We start from the raw sequence: 17,335 nt of genomic DNA, 5'->3' as shown, positions 1-17,335 counted from the left end.
TGGATGTTTCTGTTGATGAGAGGTAGGCACTTTGCTATAATCGTAACTTAAATATTGGGATTGCCTTCCCTGGTTAGGACGTATAAACAATGGTTGAAACCTATTCTTTATCTGGAAAGTGGCGTCAGTTTCTAACGGTGTTGCTGCCTATTTTGATTTCACAGCTAGCGCTATTCTCCATGACTTTTTTTGATACGATCATGTCAGGCCACGCCAGCCCGATCGATTTGGCTGGAGTTGCGATTGGATCGAGTCTATGGGCACCCGTCCAGGCAGGTCTGACAGGGATTTTGATGGCAGTGATGCCAATGATTGCCCAAATGGTGGGGGCAGACAACAAAAAACAGGTGCCGTTTACGGTGATGCAGGCCATGTACATGGCAGTGGTCATCGCGGTGGCGGTGATCCTGCTCGGAGCTTTGGTTCTGAACCCGGTTCTGAACATGATGGGACTTGAACCGGATGTTCGCCAGATTGCATTCGATTACCTCGTCGCCTTGTCATTTGGAATCATTCCTTTGTTTCTCTATACGGTTTTCCGTTGCTTTATTGATGCACTAGGACATACTCGGGTCACCATGGTCATTACGCTCATTTCCTTGCCCATCAATGTCGTGATGAACTACGTCCTCATTTTCGGGAAATTTGGTTTTCCGCGATTGGGAGGAGTAGGTGCCGGTTATGCAACGGCGATCACCTTTTGGTGTATTTTATTGATCAGTCTGTACGTTGTGAAACGTGTGCAGCCATTTGTGGAGTTCGGTCTGTTTACCGAGTTATACCGCATTTCCTTGAGCGCGGGCAGAGAGCTGCTCAAGCTGGGCTTGCCCATCGGCTTCTCGATCTTTTTTGAAGTGAGTATTTTTGCTGCTGTCACACTGCTCATGAGCGAATACAGCACGATCACGATTGCGGCGCATCAGGCTGCGATCAACTTTGCTTCGTTTATCTACATGGTGCCGATGAGTATCTCGATGGCCTTGACGATTCTGGTCGGGTTCGAGGTGGGGGCGAAGCGTTACAAGGACGCCAAACAGTACAGCTATCTGGGTATCGGCAGCGCACTGTTGCTGGCGCTGTTGTTCGCGGTGGTTCTGTATGTGTATAACGAACAGGTAGCAGGGTTCTATACGACGGATAAGGAAGTGCTGCGGCTCACGCAAACGTTCTTGATGTATTCGATTCTGTTCCTGATTTCGGATGCTGTTGCGGCGCCGATTCAGGGGGTACTGCGGGGGTACAAGGATGTGACCGTACCTTTTGTCGTTGCGTTGGTATCCTATTGGGTCATTGGGCTTCCGCTGGGATACGTGTTGGCCCAATACACCTCCTTTATGGCGTATGGCTACTGGATTGGACTCATTACGGGCTTGGCTGCCGGAGCTGTCTTTTTGTTCGGACGTCTGCTGCGGCTGCAAAAGCGAATGATTACCGAAGCACATTCATAAGGATGGTATGAAGGACTGGCGGAAAATCCCGATGCAAGGGATTTTCCGTTTTTCTGTAAGAAAAAACGGGAGGCTGGATGCAAGAGTTGGGGAAAATAAGAGAAATTTCACTCCTAATTTTTAGTTAGAACGTATATACTTTCATTAATGGAATTATGGAAGAATATCTGACATGGAATGTAGGGAAGGGGGAACTATGAATGTCGTATGATTTTTTATTGAAGCTAGGTATTGCACTTTTTCTTGGATTATTAATTGGCGTAGACAGACAGCTCAAGCATAAGCCGCTTGGTGTCAAGACGAGTATGGTGATATCCGTAGCCAGCTGCTTGATCACGATTGTCTCGATTCAATCCGTGCCGAAGTTCTCCGTACCTGGAGTAACCAATATGGATGCGATGCGTCTGGCAGCACAGATTGTGAGTGGGGTAGGTTTTCTCGGTGCAGGTGTGATTCTGCGCAGAAGCAATGATGTGATTTCCGGCTTGACGACAGCTTCGATGGTTTGGGCAGCTTCCGGGCTGGGAATTGCAGTTGGAGCAGGTTTTTACTTTGAAGCGGTGACGGCAACAGCCCTTATCATCCTGGCGATCAACCTGTTTCCTTTCATTCTGAAATGGATTGGTCCGAGCTCCTTGCGCCAACGCGATTTGTCGATCAAGATCATCGTGCAGGGCAATGGCGATCTGGACGATGTCTTCAGGCAGATTAAACACCTCCACATGCAAGTGAAAAGAGTGAAGGTAAAAGATGTGGATAACGGACAGAAGAAGCTGGAAATGATGATTGCTGCCTCGGATGATACGTATACCACAGATATATACAGTTCCTTGAAGCATGTGGATCACGTCGTTTCAGTAGAAGTGGAGAGCAGATAAACAGGAAAGACCAAAGACCGATTGTAGCCAAAAGTGAATGGTGCATCGGTCTTTTTTCATACAATAACTGGGCATGATAATGAGGTGAGTCTTTCAGATGCGTGGTCCCGTAAAAAAGGAGGAAGCGTGATGGATTACAGAATCGAAAGGGATACCTTGGGCGAGATCCAGGTTCCCGCAAGTGCGTGGTGGGGGGCGCAAACCCAGCGCAGCTTGCAGAATTTTCGCATCGGAACCGAGAAGATGCCGCTTGAGGTCGTCCGCATGTTTGGCGTGTTGAAAAAAAGCGCGGCTTTGGCTAATCACAAGCTGGGCAAGCTGGACGATGAGAAGGCAAGAGTGATCGTGGCTGCTGCCGATGAAGTCATTGCAGGTCAGTGGGACGACCATTTCCCGCTCGTCGTCTGGCAGACGGGAAGCGGCACCCAGTCCAATATGAACGTAAATGAGGTGATCGCTCACCGCGCCAACTCCATGCTGGAGCAAAGCGGAAGCGCCGTGCGCATTCACGCGAATGACGATGTGAACAAATCGCAAAGCTCTAACGATACCTTCCCTACTGCGATGCATCTAGCCGCTCTCGTTGCCGTCGAGGATCAGGTGCTTCCCGCACTTGCCCGGTTAAAAACCACCTTGGAGCAAAAGAGCAGCGAATTCATGAACATCATCAAGATCGGCAGGACCCATTTGCAGGATGCTACGCCGTTGACACTCGGCCAGGAGGTGAGCGGGTGGGTTCACATGCTGGATAAGAGCGGACGCATGATCCTGGAAAGCGCGCAGTACCTCCGCGAGCTGGCGATTGGCGGAACCGCAGTCGGGACGGGAATCAACGCACATCCCCGTTTTGGAGAAATGGTCGCTGCCGAGATAACACAGCAGCTGGGCAAGCCCTTTCAAACGGCGACGAACAAATTCCATGCGTTGACCAGCCACGACGAGCTGGTGCATGTTCACGGTGCGCTGAAGGCATTGGCGGCAGATCTGATGAAAATTGCCAATGACGTCAGGTGGCTCGCGAGTGGACCGCGCTCCGGTATCGGTGAGATCTCAATCCCTGCCAATGAGCCGGGCAGCTCGATCATGCCAGGTAAAGTAAACCCGACACAGAGTGAAGCCATGACGATGGTAGCCTGCCAGGTGATGGGCAATGATGCGGCGATTGGCTTTGCCGCCAGCCAGGGAAATTTTGAGTTGAATGTATTTAAGCCGGTCATTATCTACAACTTCTTGCAATCCACTCGACTGCTGGCAGATACCATGCATTCGTTTACGGACAACTGCGCAGTCGGAATCGAGCCCAATCAGATCGTCATCGAGCGCAACCTGAAAAACTCCCTGATGCTCGTTACAGCGCTGAATCCTCACATCGGCTATGAAAATGCCGCGGCGATCGCCAAGCTTGCCCACAAGGAAGGTTTGACGCTAAAAGAAGCCGCGATCAAAAGTAATCTGCTGACGGAGGAACAATTTGACCAGATCGTTCGCCCAGAGCAGATGATTCACCCCAAAGAGTAATCACAAGCCAATAAGGAGAAGAATGACCGATCGTGCAGCTTTGTGCGATCGGTTTTTTTGCGAACCCTTGTTTTGTCCTCAAGAAGACAAGTACACTAATAGAGGTAGATGATGAAAAAAGTAAGAGAAGGGGAATTCTCTTGTTGCATAGAGCAGAAGAAGTATTGCAGAAATATTTTGGCTACCCGACGTTTCGGGAGGGGCAAAAAAAAATCATCACGAGCCTGCTGGAAGGCCACGACACCGTAGGTATTATGCCGACAGGCGGCGGGAAGTCGATCTGCTATCAGGTTCCAGCGATGCTGTTCGAAGGTGTGACGATCGTCGTCTCACCTCTGATCTCGCTGATGAAGGATCAAGTAGACGTATTGGTCAGCATGGGGATTCCTGCTACACAGATCAACAGCTCGCTAACATACAGCGAGGTTAGGGAGAGAATGCAGCAAGCCGCTCGCGGCGAGTACAAGCTGATCTACATTGCGCCCGAGCGGCTGGAATCCGATTCCTTCCAATCGTTGATCCAGGATGTACCGATCTCTTTTGTGGCCGTGGATGAAGCGCACTGCGTCTCCCAGTGGGGGCATGATTTCCGACCGAGCTATTTGGAGATTGCCCGCTTTCTGGACTCGCTGCCCCAGCGCCCTGTAGTCGTAGCACTGACAGCGACGGCTACACCGGAAGTTACGTCCGATATTCAACGACAGCTGTCCTTGGAGGGCGAACAGATCTTCATCACAGGCTTTGGTCGAGACAATCTGAATCTGTCCGTGCGCAGGGGAGAGAACCGCCGCGATTTCATTCAGGAGTATATACGTTCCAACGGTCAGCAAGCCGGGATCATTTATGCGGCCACGAGAAAAGACGTGGATGCGCTCCATGCTGATTTGAACAAGCGCGGATTTTCTGTGACCAAATATCACGCAGGACTGACAGAAGAAGAACGCGCAGAGAACCAGGAGGCATTTCTGTTCGATGACGTGCGCACGATGATTGCCACCAATGCCTTTGGAATGGGAATCGACAAGTCCAACGTCCGCTACGTGATCCATTACAACATGCCGAAAAATCTGGAGGCGTACTACCAGGAGGCAGGGCGTGCAGGACGGGACGGCGAGCCGAGCGAGTGTGTCCTATTATTCCAGCCGCAGGACATCCAGACACAGACCTTCTTCATTGAGCAAAACACGCTCTCCGATGAGCGGAAGGAGCACGAGTACAAGAAGCTGTACGCCATGATTGATTACTGCCGCACCCCACGCTGCTTGCAGCAGTACATCGTTCATTATTTTGGCGAGACCTCAGCAGCTGAATGCGGCCGTTGCGGCAACTGCACCGATCAGCGTGAGCTTGCCGACATCACGGTGGAGGCACAAAAAATCTTTTCCTGCGTCAAGCGCATGAAGGAGCGTTTCGGTGCTGCTCTGGTAGCTCAAGTGCTGAAAGGCTCCAAAAATAAAAAAGTGACCCAATTTTCCTTTGATCAACTGCCTACCTACGGCTTGATGAAAGAGTACAAGGAAAAAGAGATCGTCGATTTGATCCAGCTCTTGATCGCAGAAGGCTACCTGCAGGTGACAGAGAGCCAGTACCCGGTGCTCAAGCTGGGGGAAAAGGCCTTGCCCGTTCTGCGCGGAGAGGAGCAGGTCTGGCAAAAAATCGTGATTCGTCCCGTGCAGCAGACAGAAGACGACGACTTGTTCGAGCGTCTACGCAGCCTGCGCAAGGAGATCTCGCAGCGTGAGGGTGTGCCGCCCTATGTTATTTTCCATGATAGCACCCTGCGTGAGATGAGCAGCTTATGCCCGAAGGATAAGAAAGAAATGCTGCAAATCAAGGGAGTCGGGGAAGCCAAGTTTGATAAATACGGTCAACCCTTCCTGGACTGCCTGCAAGTCTACGAGGCACAAAAAGGTGTAAAGTCAGGTGGCTGACAGAAGTAAACTGGGAAAAAGGGGGGACAATGATGAAATTGCAAAGCGCCTCATCCAGCTTAAAACGCAATATCCGGTCCAATTCATACGTGGGAACTGTGATCGCGAAGTCGTCCTCGCTTTCGACGAGAAGCCACTTCGTTCTGAAATGTCAGCGAAGGGACGTGAAAAGACGGAGTGGGTCGCCAAACAGTTAAACCGAGAACATCGAGACTTTTTAGCCCTACGATGGAGAAGCCGCTGCTCACCTGCTGATGACCAGCACAGATCCGCAGGTGAAAGAATTCATCGAGGAGAATGTGCTCAATGTCCCTACTGCTGCCGAAGTAATAGAAGTGTTCGAGAAGATATCTAGGAATCAACGATTGTAAACAAAGTACAAAAGGACAGCTAGGCTTGTTGCCGAGACTGTCCTTTTGCTATTGAACATTTTGTTTCGCACTCATATGGCCTGAGAATGTTCATCTCAAAAAAGTTCTCCCCTGAGTCCGAATCTGTTGGTTTTTTTTCGCCAGGTAAGCCAGAAAGACCAACAGGATCAAGCCTTGGAAGACGATAGCTCCGGAGATCGAATTACTCATGTAGGTAAACAGGTAGTAGATTCCGGAACCTACTGCCATCAAGAAGTTTTCGATAAAGTTCTGAATGGCGATGGTTTTCCCGGAGCCCACCATCTTCTTTCCTTCCTCCTGCAAGATCGTATTCATCGGAATGATGAAGACCCCGCCCATAAAGCCTACCAGCAGCAAGAGACAGATCGCGAAAAACGTGACGTGAATCCAAGGAAACAGGACAATCACCAGGAACATGCCAAAGCCATAGATGATGGAGCGTGTAAATTGGTGCAGCGGTATGAGCTTGGGAGCCAAAAATGCTCCCGCGATAATGCCGATCGAGGTAGTCGCCAGGATCAATGAAACCGAAAAGTGCTGCGGATCGATCGCGAGTGCTGCGGGAATCCAGGCAAGCACCGCGACACGCAAGACAGCTGAACTCATCCAGAAGGCGCCCGTTCCGACGAGGGCAAAGTTCGTATCCGGTCTTTTCATCAAAGCTTGAAAGTCAAGGAAGAAACGACGAGCTTCCGTACCGTAGCGAATCGCAGCATTTCCGTGCATGCGTGGGATGAAGAACGTCATGAACAATGACAGCAGGTACAGCGCGAGACAGATGCCAGAGGACAGGAGCGGGTGCGTCATGGAAGCAATTGCACCACCCCCGCCAATCCCGGTCAGAATCGCGATAATCGTATACGCTTCGATTCGTGCATTCGCATGAAACAGCTCATCCTCGTTCTTCGTCAGCTCCGGTAAGATTCCGTATTTGGCTGGGGAGTATACGACTGCTCCCACACCTACCGTGAAGTAGCAGAGCATCAGCAGCAGGATGCTGGATTGATCGATCACGAACAGCAGCAGGACACCGAGAGCTTTGATCAAGTTGCCGATTACGAGTACGAGCGATTTAGGATGCTTGTCGGCAAATGGCCCCACCAGCGGAGCGAGAAAAATATAAGGGAGAAAGAATGAGATCGAGACGAGCGCGAGCATGGCGGGAGAAAAGCCATTCTCCCGCAGCAGGTTCGCGATCACGAACAAGATCATGTTGTCGGCAAAGGCGGATAGGAACTGTGTGAAATACAAAGCCTGCAAGGGCTGTAATCGCGTCTTCATGATGCATCGCCTCCACGCTCAGCCCATTGCTTGAGGCTGACGTAATCTGTTTTTCCGCTGCCCAGGAGCGGCAGGGACTTGGTATGACGAATGGTTGCAGGGACGAGTAACGGTGAAAACTGACGTTGCTGGATATAGGCACGAAGCGGGCTTAGCTCTGCTCTTTCGTCAGTGGAATAGAGCAGGACGCGCTCCCCTTTGCGTGGGTCATTGACCGTGATGGCGGCAAATCCCGAGTGGCCGAAGCACTGCATGGCCAGCTCCTCGATCAGGTTGAGGGAGACCATTTCCCCGCCGATCTTAGCGAAGCGCTTCAGGCGGGATTTGATGGTCAGGAAGCCTTCTGCGTCTGTTTCCACCAGGTCGCCGGTCTGATACCATTCTTCTGCGGGCAGGAAGCCTTTCCCGTGGATCATGTACCCTTTCATGACATTGGGGCCTTTGACAAGCAGCTGTCCACCTTGCTCGATTCCTTCGACAGCGTCCAGTCGATACGACATGCCAGGCAACAGGCGGCCTACCGTACCCTGCTTGTTGGAAAGAGGCGTGTTGAGTGACAGGATGGGAGAGGTCTCGGTAGCGCCGTAGCCTTCAAAGATACGTACTCCGAATTTCTCCATCCACATTTGACGGACATCGTCTTTTAGTTTTTCAGCACCAGCGAAGACGTAGCGCAGTGAATAGAAATTGTACGGATGTGCCATCCGACCGTATCCAGCCATAAAGGTAGAGGTGCCGAACAGGATCGTCGCGTTCTGATCGTAGACCAGCTCGGAAATGGCTTTGTAATGTAGCGGACTCGGATACAGGTAGACCGGAACTCCTTTGACGACTGGCAAGAGCGTACCTGCTGTCAGGCCAAAGCTGTGAAACATCGGCAGTGCATTAAAGAACTTGTCACGTGAAGTGATGTCAATCACGCTGGTCACCTGTTGAATATTTGCAAACAGGTTGGTATGTGTCAGCACCACGCCTTTTGGTTTGCTTTCGCTGCCTGAGGTGAACAGTATCAGCTCGTTGTTGCCGGTCTGTGCAGGTTGTTTGGTCAGGAAGCGGAACAGGGCGGCCACTTTGTCAAAAGCGGTGGCAGATGCTTTCAAATCTTCCAGGTAGACGATTTTCATGCTGTCTTCCAGTCCGGCGATGATGTGGTCCAGCTTCCCTTTTTCGATAAATACGCGGGAAGTCAGAATCGTTTGGATCCCAGCAGTTTCGCAGCAGTCCAGCAAAGGGCGGACACCCAAGGAAAAGTTCAGAATCGCAGGTGTTTTGCCGATGCGGAACAAGGACAGCAACGTGATCAGGTGACCGACAGAGTTGGGCAGGAACAGTCCGACCGTTGATTGACCCAAAAGCGATGGACGGAGCTTGTTGCCGAGCAAGTAGCTGCCGACCAGCAAAGTCCGGTAGTTGACGGCAGCAGTGAGATCTTTTGCGATTTCCATTTTGGCGCCGTTGATTTGCGAGGCGCGCAGGACTTCATCGAACAGGTTGACGTTTGGCTTCATTTGACTTTGGAACAGCTCGTTTTGCATGGTACGTAAAACCAGATCGCTGGCGGATGCTTTTTGTTCACGCATCGACCGTGTTTTATCGTGTTCGATGGTATAGGGATTGCTGATGGTGATCGTCACTTCCGGGAACCATTGCAGGCGCAGCTTGCCTTTTAAGTAAGAGAAAATGGAGCGCTGCAGACCTTGGATGATGACCGGATAGACGGGTACGCCAGTGCGCATCGCGAGATAACCGACACCACTGTAAATTTTCATCAAGCCGCCCGTAGTCGTGATGCGACCTTCTGGGAAAATCACCAAGGTTTCTCCTTTTTTCAAGATCCGCAGCATTTGGCGAATCGAGTATGGATTGAGCGGATCAATCGTGATGTGCTTGCGGAAACGAAGGAAAAAGGCGAACTTTTTGGCGATCTCTGTGTTGACGACGAAGGTCGCGTTTTTCGGCAAGTAAAAGGAGAGCAGGACCGCATCCAAGAGAGATACGTGGTTAGGTGTAATCAGTGATGGTTTGGAGAGATCCAATTTTTCAAGACCTTGCATGCGAGGGCGGAACCATAGCACCAAGATAGTTTTTAAAAGGGCGTGAATCAAAAACATGTATACCACACCTTTACAAAAAGGATAATTGCTTAGCTCTCATTGTAAAGAGTGGGGGGATATAAAAAAGTACCAACTTTTATTGGTACCTGATCATAAGTCCTGGTCGAAATGTAAAGACGAGCAGAGGAGGGGGTCGCGGAAAGCCGCGCCAAAGCGATTTAGAATAGCTTGCGCTGGCTTGCTTTGGCTGCGGCTTCCTTGCTCGTTTTGACGCCCATTTTTTTGAGGATGCGGTTGATGTGGTTTTTGATCGTGCGTTTGGTGATATGAAGAGATTGTTCGATTTGGGTTTGCGTTTGTCCCTGATGGATGAGCTGCAGGATGTCCTTTTCTGCAGGAGAGAGCAGCTTTTGGTACTCATCGTTTTTCAGGCGTAAAAATTCACTGCGCAGGGCCGCGGCAGCCGTGGGATGGATAGCGGATTGCTTGGCATGGGCAGCGCGGATCGCATCGGGAATTTCCTTGAAGCTGGACTTGCTGATGTAGTTGACGGCGCCAGCCGAAAAGGACTCGACTATCACCTGTTCATCGGTCAAGGAGGTAAGCATGATGATTTTACATTCCGGTTGCAGCTGGATGAAAGCGATGGCGGTCTCGATGCCGTCGAGATTGTTTTCCGTCAGGTTGATATCCATCAACACAACGTCGGTGTCAGCCGGTGTGAAACGTTCCAGAGCCTCTTCCTTGGTGCCTGCTTCTCCGATGACGGTGAGGTCAGGCTTGTTATTCAGATAATCGACCAGGCCTTTGCGCCAGACAGGGTCGTCTTCTACGAGGAATACACGGATGGGGTCCATAAGAGTGCCAAGCCTCCTTTCGAAAACGATTTATTCGTGGACGATGCGTTTTTTCGGGAACAGCAGAAAGACGGTCGTTCCTTTTCCGGGTTCGCTGGAAAGCTCCAGCAGCCCTTGGTGCTTTTGCATGACATGATAGCAGTAGGAGAGCCCCAGACCGAAGTTGTGCCCGGTCCTCTTCGTCGAGAAAAAGGGGTCCAGCACATGCGGGAGATTTTCCTTGCTGATGCCAGTGCCGGTATCGGTGATGGCGATGACGAGATGCTTCTTGGAAAGGAACATCTGCACTTGGAGGATACCCCCAGCTTTCATCGCTTCGATCGCGTTCATGCCCAGATTGGTGAGGACTTCCCGCAGCTGGACGGGGTCGCATACCAATAGCACTTCTTCCTGCAGCTCCAAGCTGACCTCTATCCGGTTTTTCTCTGTATAAGGCTGCAGGGTATGCATGACCTGCGTAATGATCTGGCTCGGAAAGACTTGGTCCTCGCGTAGGACCACCTCGCGCAGCTGCTCCTGGATGCGCCCTACCATGTTGAGGATGTGCTGGGACGATTCTATCAATACCTGTGTGTCTTCTTTCAGATCAGACTGATTGGTTTTCTCTGCGTAGGCGTGCATCCGGTCGGCGTAGAGCGCGATTTTGCCTACTTCGTTTTTAATCGTATGGTTGACGATTTGCGCACCAGAGGTCATAGCACGAAGCGTGCTGTCCAGACGCTTTTTTTCCACGCGAAGCCGAACGCCGAGAAAGCCGTATTTGAGACTGACGGCGACGATGAAAATGAACTGGATCGCCACGACAAATGTATTGTAGCGCCAAGCTTCGTAGTCATTTTGGATGCGCATGACATAGATGAATGTAAAGACAAAAAAGAGCGGGACGATGATCAACAGATTGGTGTAAAAACGATTTTTTTTGACGAGTGGGTCTTTTTCCTGCCTGTACAGAATAATGAGAATGGAACAGGCTGCCAAAAAGTACGGAATGACCCACGCCACCATGATCCAGTAATTAAAGGACAGTACTGGATAGAGCGGCGTAATCACCAGCATGATCAGCGGTGGAATCAGCGCGAAATACTGCGTGATTCTTTTGACTTTACGAGAGAGCGAGTCGCTGGAATGGACGGCAAACATCAAAAAGGTGTAAGGCAATCCCACCTGGCAGACGAAAGAAGCGAGTCTGCTCAAAAAAGTAAGTGCTTGGAGCCAGTCAGGATGCTGAGCGAAGGTATCGGCCCAGATGACGAGCACGTATTCATCGATCACACCCGATAAAAATCCGCCGCCTCCCACGAAGGCTGTCGCACTTGCCCAGCGAATAGCGGTGTGGCGAGGGTCGGTGAACAATACGAAAAATCCCAATGCCCAGATGGTAAACAAAACGAAAACCAGCATGGCGCTAACAGTCCCCTGTCTCTTCGATGCAAGACATAAACAGTGTCTTGTCATTTCATTATACCGTAGGAGCAGGCAAGGGTCAGAAAATAAATAAAGGTCTCGAAAAAAAGGAAGGTTTTTCCTGTTTGATATGGAAATCAAAACCAACACGTCTGGAGCGGCAGGTGATGGTATGAAACGGATTGACCTGATTTATCAAAAGCTGATGGAATTGGGCTCTCAAAACAAGGTGAGTGCCAGCGACCTGGCCAAAATGATGGGATTGGCCCGAGCAAATGTAAGCAATGATCTCAATCAGCTATGGAAAGAGGATAAGGTTGAATAAATCATAGGCAGGCCTACTCTTTTTTATGTAAAGCAAAAGGACGATTCGCTGTATCAAGTGGAAACGGCGCTGGACCGTTTGGCCAAGTCGAATAAAAGCTTGCGGACGCAGATCGAACAGGCAAAGGCGGCTGTGCTGTATCCGCCACGCGGCATGCACTGCCTGATCTTGGGGGAAACCGGTGTAGGGAAATCGGTGTTTGCAAACTGGATTCACGAGTTTGCTGTCGATACAGGCAGATTGAGTCCAGAAGCGCCGTTCGTCGTCTTTAATTGTGCCGACTATGCCAATAATCCACAGCTTCTGATCAGTCAGTTGTTTGGTGTGAAAAAAGGGGCGTATACCGGTGCTGAGAATGATCGCAGAGGATTGGTGGAAAAGGCGGATGGAGGCATCCTGTTTCTCGATGAGGTTCATCGTCTGCCGGCAGAGGGGCAGGAGATTTTTTTTACTTTCATGGACAAGGCTACCTTCCGGAGGGTTGGCGAAACAGAGGTAGAGCGCACGGCGCAGGTGCAAATCATTTCGGCGACAACGGAAAACCCGGAATCCAGCCTGCTCAAGACGTTCATCCGGCGGATTCCGATGATTATCAAGCTGCCTTCCCTGGCTGAGCGCGGAATCGAAGAGAGATACAACATCGTGATTGATTTTTTCCGCGAAGAAGCGTTTCGATTGGGGCGTGAGATTCAGATTTCAGCCAGCGCCATTCACGCCTTTTTAGCCTATCACTGCCCCAATAACATCGGACAATTGCGTACGGATATCCAGCTCACGTGTGCAAGTATACAACGACAAGCGGGACATCCAGCCAGTCAACGTCCGCAACAATGGCGCGATTGCCAGTATTCCGGACGATTCTGCCGTAGAGGTGAACTGCGTAATCACCAAGGAAGGACCGATCCCGATGGCGGTAGGGGATTTGCCTGTCGCGGTTCGCGGACTAGTACAGCAAATCAAATCGTTTGAACGGGTAGCCGCGGAAGCTGCGGTCACAGGTGACTATCATCTGGCGCTCCTTGCGATGACGATCAATCCACTCGTACCATCGGATGCGATAGCCAAACAGTTACTGGATGAAATGCTGGAGGCTCACAAGGAGCATCTGCCACAGTTTTTCAAACCTGTCACTTAAGCTTTGACCGTTAATCAACGCGTGGAAAAGGGAGAGATGGGATGATCCGTTTTACAGAGATCGTAAACGTGAGTGGTGGACTACATGCTCGCCCGGCGTCTGTATTGGTAAACAAGCTGAATCAGTACGGTTCCACTGTGAAAATTCTCTACCAGAACAAGCAGGCCAATGGCAAAAGCATCTTAAACGTCATGGCATTGGGTGCCAAGACTGGGGATGAGGTCACTTTTGAAATCGAGGGCTCGGATGAACAGGAAGCTGCTGACGGCATCCGGGAGCTGTTTCAACGAGATTTTGCCGTATAGACTGGTCGCGAATCGCAATCAGGTAAAAGGAAAAGCCAATCGTCGGGAAGGACTGCCCGGTCGATTGGCTTTCTTTCATTCATCATGCTGGCTTGAATTTGTGGAAGACAACGATCACCTTGAAATAGTCACCGTCAATGTCGATAGAAAGGTTGCCACCCTGTAGCTCGACAATGCTTTTGGCAATCGCTAGACCAAGGCCGGAGCCTTCTGTGTTGCGGGATTCATCAGCTCGTTTGAATCGCTCAAACAGTTCATCGGCATCAAAGTTGATCTCGTAAGCGGATACGTTCTTGATGGTCAGCTGCACTTTATCCGGAAGCTCGATCAAATCGACGTGCACTCTGGTGTTGGGTAAGGAATATTTGAGTGCATTGCTGATCAGGTTTTCAAAGACGCGCCAGGTTTTCTTGCCATCCAGCGGAGCATAAATCTTGTTCTGCTCGATGTTGACGCGGAAGGTAAGCGAGGATTGCTCGATTTTGTCATCGCATTCGGCTAGCGTTTGCCTCAGCAGGGCTGCGACGTTAACCTGTTCAATATTCAGCTCCACGGAGCCGCTTGCCATCTTGGCTGCTTCAAACAAATCGTCAATCAAGACCTTCAATCTGTCTGTTTTTCGCTCCAGCACATTCAGATAATTGCTGCGATCTTCCGTCGATAAGTCTTCACGCTTTAACAAATCGACGTAATTGATGATAGAGGTGAGTGGCGTTTTCAAGTCGTGGGACACATTGGTAATCAACTCGGACTTCAGTCGCTCGCTTTTCATCTGATCATCCAGGGATTGTTTGACACTCTGCTTGAGATTGTTCAGCGCGTGGGCTGTATTCGCCAGTTTGCCCTTGGTCTTCCCTGCATCGATCACCACGTCGAAATTGCCTGCGGACATCTGTTCAACACCGCGCGTAATTCGATTTAACAGAGCTGTACGTCGGAGGATGTAGGGCAGCACGAACATGACGTAGAATACCGAGTACAGAAACGCAAGGAAAAGGAAGATGGGTTCGCTTTTCATAAGCGCAAGCAATCCGACACCGGCACTCACACACATTCCGATGGTCAATCCCAGCAAGATGACCAGTTTGAAAAACATTCCCCGATCTGCAAAGCTATCTCGCAGCAGGGAGAAAACCTTCATATACAGACTGTTTTGCCATTGTTGGGAAAGAGACTCCGGATTTTTATAGATGCTCCAGGCTTCTACCACATAAAGCAGGAAATAGGCGGTCAATGGTGTCAGCAGAGCCAGTGTAGAAAAATGATCGAAGCCGATAGGCAACCAGAAAAAATTGGTTTCAAACGTGAAGACCAGATAAATGACTCCTGCAGGCAATAAGGATAGCAACCGGACATCTAATGGGATGCGTCGTAAGAGTGATTGGCTTTTCGCGACGAGAGGATGTTCGAGCGCCTGATTTTGTTTCAAATAACGGAACAGCACAACAGCTCCGATGAGGCATATCATCAGTAGGCCGATTTCCTTCAGCAGTCTTTCGCGAATGGACTGATAGTAAGTAGCGTCATCGATGATTCGATGATAATAGCCATCAATGACAGCTTCACTGGATGCTTCTGAGCGGGCGAAAGCGGGCGAATAGCTTTCAGCTACTCGAGGGATATAGATGATCCCCTCCCACTGATTTTCCTGAAAAAAACGCGACAGTCCCCAGCTTCTTTCTCCTTTGCGCTGCGGAAGCTGTACGGAGATGAGTGCGTTTTGTCTGATTTCGGCTTCTGTGGGCTCGTAATCCAGATTGGTGTAAACCTTGTTGTTCTTCTTATCTTGTATAGCGTATTTAAAAGTGCCATCTCTTAAGAGTAAGTTGAATTTCAGATCTTCGACTTTTTTGTCTTTGGCGGAAGCAATTTCTTTTACCTTTGCGTCATATTCTGCCTGGATCTGTTTCACCGCGTTGGTTCGCTTGTTTTCTCTTTCGGTTGTAAGCAGGGCTGCCTGACTGTCGTTGCCTGCTGCGCGTGCTTCTTCAATTCTTGTGTTGTATTGTGCGCTGAGGTTTTCCTCTAGCTGGTTTAGCTTCTGATCGCGTTCCATCGAGAGGTCATCAAGCAGGTCCCCATCGACTTTCTGCTGAGGTGTTTTGTCAGCATAGGCAGCGTGGTCAACATGTACATCCTTTAACAGTTTCGCAAAGATCGCCAGCTCTTCGGTGATTTGATAGCTGTTTTGGTTGAGGAAGTAGTCTTTATCCAAATATCGCCGGTCGTCGTAAATATCGGCTACGACAAGCGCAATGATCGTCGTCACCAGGACGAAGGCGAGCAGTGCGAGCGCTATGTAACGCTTACTTTTCGATTTTATATCCAATTCCCCACACCACTTTCAAATATTTTGGTTCTCTCGGGTTGATTTCGATCTTTTCGCGAATCCGTCGAACGTGGACGGCGACCGTATTTTCTGCGTTCATATACGGCTCCTTCCAGACTCGTTCATAGATTTCCTCGATGGAAAATACCCGGCCTGTATGACTCATCAATAGCTCCAGGATCTTGTACTCAGTAGCAGTCAAGCGCACTTCATTGCCATCGACGGAGACGGTTTTGGTGTGTTTGTTCAAGGTCAGTCCCCGGACGTTGACTTCATCCTGATTCTCCTTGTAATGGCCCAGGTTCGTGTAACGACGCAGCTGGGATTTTACCCGCGCTACCAGTTCCAAAGGATGAAAAGGCTTGGTGACATAATCATCGGCTCCGATATTCAATCCGAGGATCTTGTCTGTGTCCTCTGATTTGGCAGAGAGCATGATGATTGGAATATTTTTCTCCTGCCTGATCTTGAATGTCGCAGTAATGCCATCCATTTTCGGCATCATGATGTCGAGAATGATCAAATGGATGTCTTCTTGCTCGAGGATGGAGAGAGCTTCCACACCATCACCTGCCTTGAAGACGGTGAGTGACTCGTTTTTCAGGTAGATCTCAATCGCATCCCGGATATCTGGCTCGTCATCCACGACGAGGACTTGATAGCTTTTCATGGTACCTCCCACCCAATCGATTATGGTTTTATCTTACCGATCAGCTTTTACAAAATAGTGGTGAAAATGATTACAAATTTCTTAAGAATCCTGCCTGTCCATCTCCATAACGATTTTCATCTGTTCGTGGAATAAGGTAAGATGTGATGAGGATACGAATGAAAATGGTGATTCAGATGCTCGAATGGACAGGGGAACGGATTATTCCCAAGCAGCTCAAACCGACAAACGGCATGCTGCTGGAACATATCGCCCGCTATTATTTTGCCACACCCTACATCAAAGGGAGAGTGCTAGATATTGCATGCGGCACAGGCTATGGCAGCCATATGGTAGCTAAGGAGCGAAAGCGCGAACTGACCGAACTAATCGCCGTCGATAACGACGATGATACGATCTATTATGCTAATCGCGAATACAATCATCAGAAAATCATCTATCAAAAAGAGGATGCGCTAGACCCAGATCTGCCGGAAAAGCTGGGCATGTTCGATACAATCCTGAGCTTTGAGACGATCGAACACGTAGCGGATGATCAACGCTTTATGGACAACCTGTACCAGATGCTGAAGCCGGGCGGCATGCTAATCTTGTCCAGCCCCTTTGGAAGAGGGCGTGGAATGCCGACAAGCGAACCCTTTCACGTGCATCAATTGACACCTGCTGAATTTGAGGAGCTGTTTGTTCGTTTCCGGGAGACGGAGATCTACTACCAGCGTGGTGTTACTTTTGAAAAGCCACGAGATGGCGTACGCTATTTTATCGGTGTGGCTGTATGCACAAAATAACGAAAACAACGAGAAAAAAC

General features: G+C 50.0%; 13 protein-coding genes and 2 pseudogenes. 9 read left to right on the top strand and 6 right to left on the bottom strand.

What is annotated here, in order from left to right; all coding sequences use genetic code 11:
* The first annotated feature begins 89 nt into the window (after positions 1-89).
* From EDM52_RS05685 to recQ, 4 genes are all read left to right on the top strand, one after another.
* A complete protein-coding gene (locus EDM52_RS05685) occupies positions 90-1,448 on the top strand; it encodes an MATE family efflux transporter (protein WP_122908054.1) in 1,359 nt (452 codons plus the stop codon).
* A gap of 200 nt (positions 1,449-1,648) precedes the next feature.
* The gene (locus EDM52_RS05680) at positions 1,649-2,326 is read left to right on the top strand and encodes an MgtC/SapB family protein (protein ID WP_122908053.1); all 678 of its coding nucleotides are present in this window, start codon (positions 1,649-1,651) and stop codon (positions 2,324-2,326) included.
* A 129-nt stretch (positions 2,327-2,455) separates the two neighbouring features.
* Positions 2,456-3,844, top strand: coding sequence for a class II fumarate hydratase (gene fumC, locus EDM52_RS05675; RefSeq protein ID WP_122908052.1), 1,389 nt, complete (start codon positions 2,456-2,458; stop codon positions 3,842-3,844).
* Positions 3,845-3,984: 140 nt separating this feature from the next.
* Positions 3,985-5,775, top strand: a complete 1,791-nt coding sequence (recQ, locus tag EDM52_RS05670) for a DNA helicase RecQ (RefSeq protein ID WP_122908134.1) — start codon at positions 3,985-3,987, stop codon at positions 5,773-5,775.
* A 461-nt stretch (positions 5,776-6,236) separates the two neighbouring features.
* Here the strand turns inward: recQ and lplT are convergent, their stop codons facing one another.
* From lplT to EDM52_RS05645, 4 genes are all read right to left on the bottom strand, one after another.
* Positions 6,237-7,448, bottom strand: coding sequence for a lysophospholipid transporter LplT (gene lplT / locus EDM52_RS05660; protein WP_122908051.1), 1,212 nt, complete (start codon positions 7,446-7,448; stop codon positions 6,237-6,239).
* A complete protein-coding gene (locus EDM52_RS05655; protein WP_122908050.1) occupies positions 7,445-9,559 on the bottom strand; it encodes an AMP-binding protein in 2,115 nt (704 codons plus the stop codon). Before EDM52_RS05655 ends, lplT begins: the two co-directional genes overlap by 4 nt.
* Positions 9,560-9,720: 161 nt before the next feature.
* Complete coding sequence (locus tag EDM52_RS05650; RefSeq protein WP_122908049.1) at positions 9,721-10,359, bottom strand: response regulator; 639 nt, start codon at positions 10,357-10,359, stop codon at positions 9,721-9,723.
* Positions 10,360-10,389: 30 nt separating this feature from the next.
* The gene (locus EDM52_RS05645) at positions 10,390-11,760 is read right to left on the bottom strand and encodes a sensor histidine kinase (RefSeq protein WP_122908048.1); all 1,371 of its coding nucleotides are present in this window, start codon (positions 11,758-11,760) and stop codon (positions 10,390-10,392) included.
* 133 nt (positions 11,761-11,893) lie between these two features.
* On the opposite strand from EDM52_RS05645, the gene EDM52_RS25090 reads away from it, so the two are divergent.
* From EDM52_RS25090 to EDM52_RS05630, 4 genes and pseudogenes are all read left to right on the top strand, one after another.
* The gene (locus tag EDM52_RS25090) at positions 11,894-12,088 is read left to right on the top strand and encodes a helix-turn-helix domain-containing protein (protein ID WP_245996545.1); all 195 of its coding nucleotides are present in this window, start codon (positions 11,894-11,896) and stop codon (positions 12,086-12,088) included.
* A gap of 57 nt (positions 12,089-12,145) precedes the next feature.
* Positions 12,146-12,679, top strand: a pseudogene (locus EDM52_RS25085) (sigma 54-interacting transcriptional regulator); the annotation flags it as partial.
* Between the two features lie 163 nt (positions 12,680-12,842).
* Positions 12,843-13,223, top strand: a pseudogene (locus EDM52_RS05635) (family 4 glycosyl hydrolase); the annotation flags it as partial.
* 41 nt (positions 13,224-13,264) lie between these two features.
* On the top strand, positions 13,265-13,528 hold the full coding sequence (locus tag EDM52_RS05630) for an HPr family phosphocarrier protein (protein WP_122908047.1): 264 nt from the start codon (positions 13,265-13,267) through the stop codon (positions 13,526-13,528).
* Positions 13,529-13,610: 82 nt separating this feature from the next.
* Here the strand turns inward: EDM52_RS05630 and EDM52_RS05625 are convergent, their stop codons facing one another.
* Together EDM52_RS05625 and EDM52_RS05620 are read right to left on the bottom strand one after the other, a co-directional pair.
* The gene (locus tag EDM52_RS05625; protein ID WP_245996544.1) at positions 13,611-15,797 is read right to left on the bottom strand and encodes a sensor histidine kinase; all 2,187 of its coding nucleotides are present in this window, start codon (positions 15,795-15,797) and stop codon (positions 13,611-13,613) included.
* Between the two features lie 37 nt (positions 15,798-15,834).
* Complete coding sequence (locus EDM52_RS05620; protein WP_122908045.1) at positions 15,835-16,527, bottom strand: response regulator transcription factor; 693 nt, start codon at positions 16,525-16,527, stop codon at positions 15,835-15,837.
* 164 nt (positions 16,528-16,691) lie between these two features.
* Between EDM52_RS05620 and EDM52_RS05615 the strand changes: the two genes are divergently transcribed.
* Positions 16,692-17,315 carry a class I SAM-dependent methyltransferase gene (locus tag EDM52_RS05615; RefSeq protein ID WP_122908133.1) on the top strand — a complete coding sequence of 208 codons (624 nt, stop codon included), beginning with the start codon at positions 16,692-16,694 and terminating at the stop codon, positions 17,313-17,315.
* The last annotated feature ends 20 nt before the right edge of the window (positions 17,316-17,335 follow it).

It is taken from the genome of Brevibacillus invocatus (assembly GCF_003710915.1).
GTDB classification, from domain to species: Bacteria; Bacillota; Bacilli; order Brevibacillales; family Brevibacillaceae; genus Brevibacillus; species Brevibacillus invocatus.
This window is presented reverse-complemented; position numbering and strand designations above follow the sequence as displayed.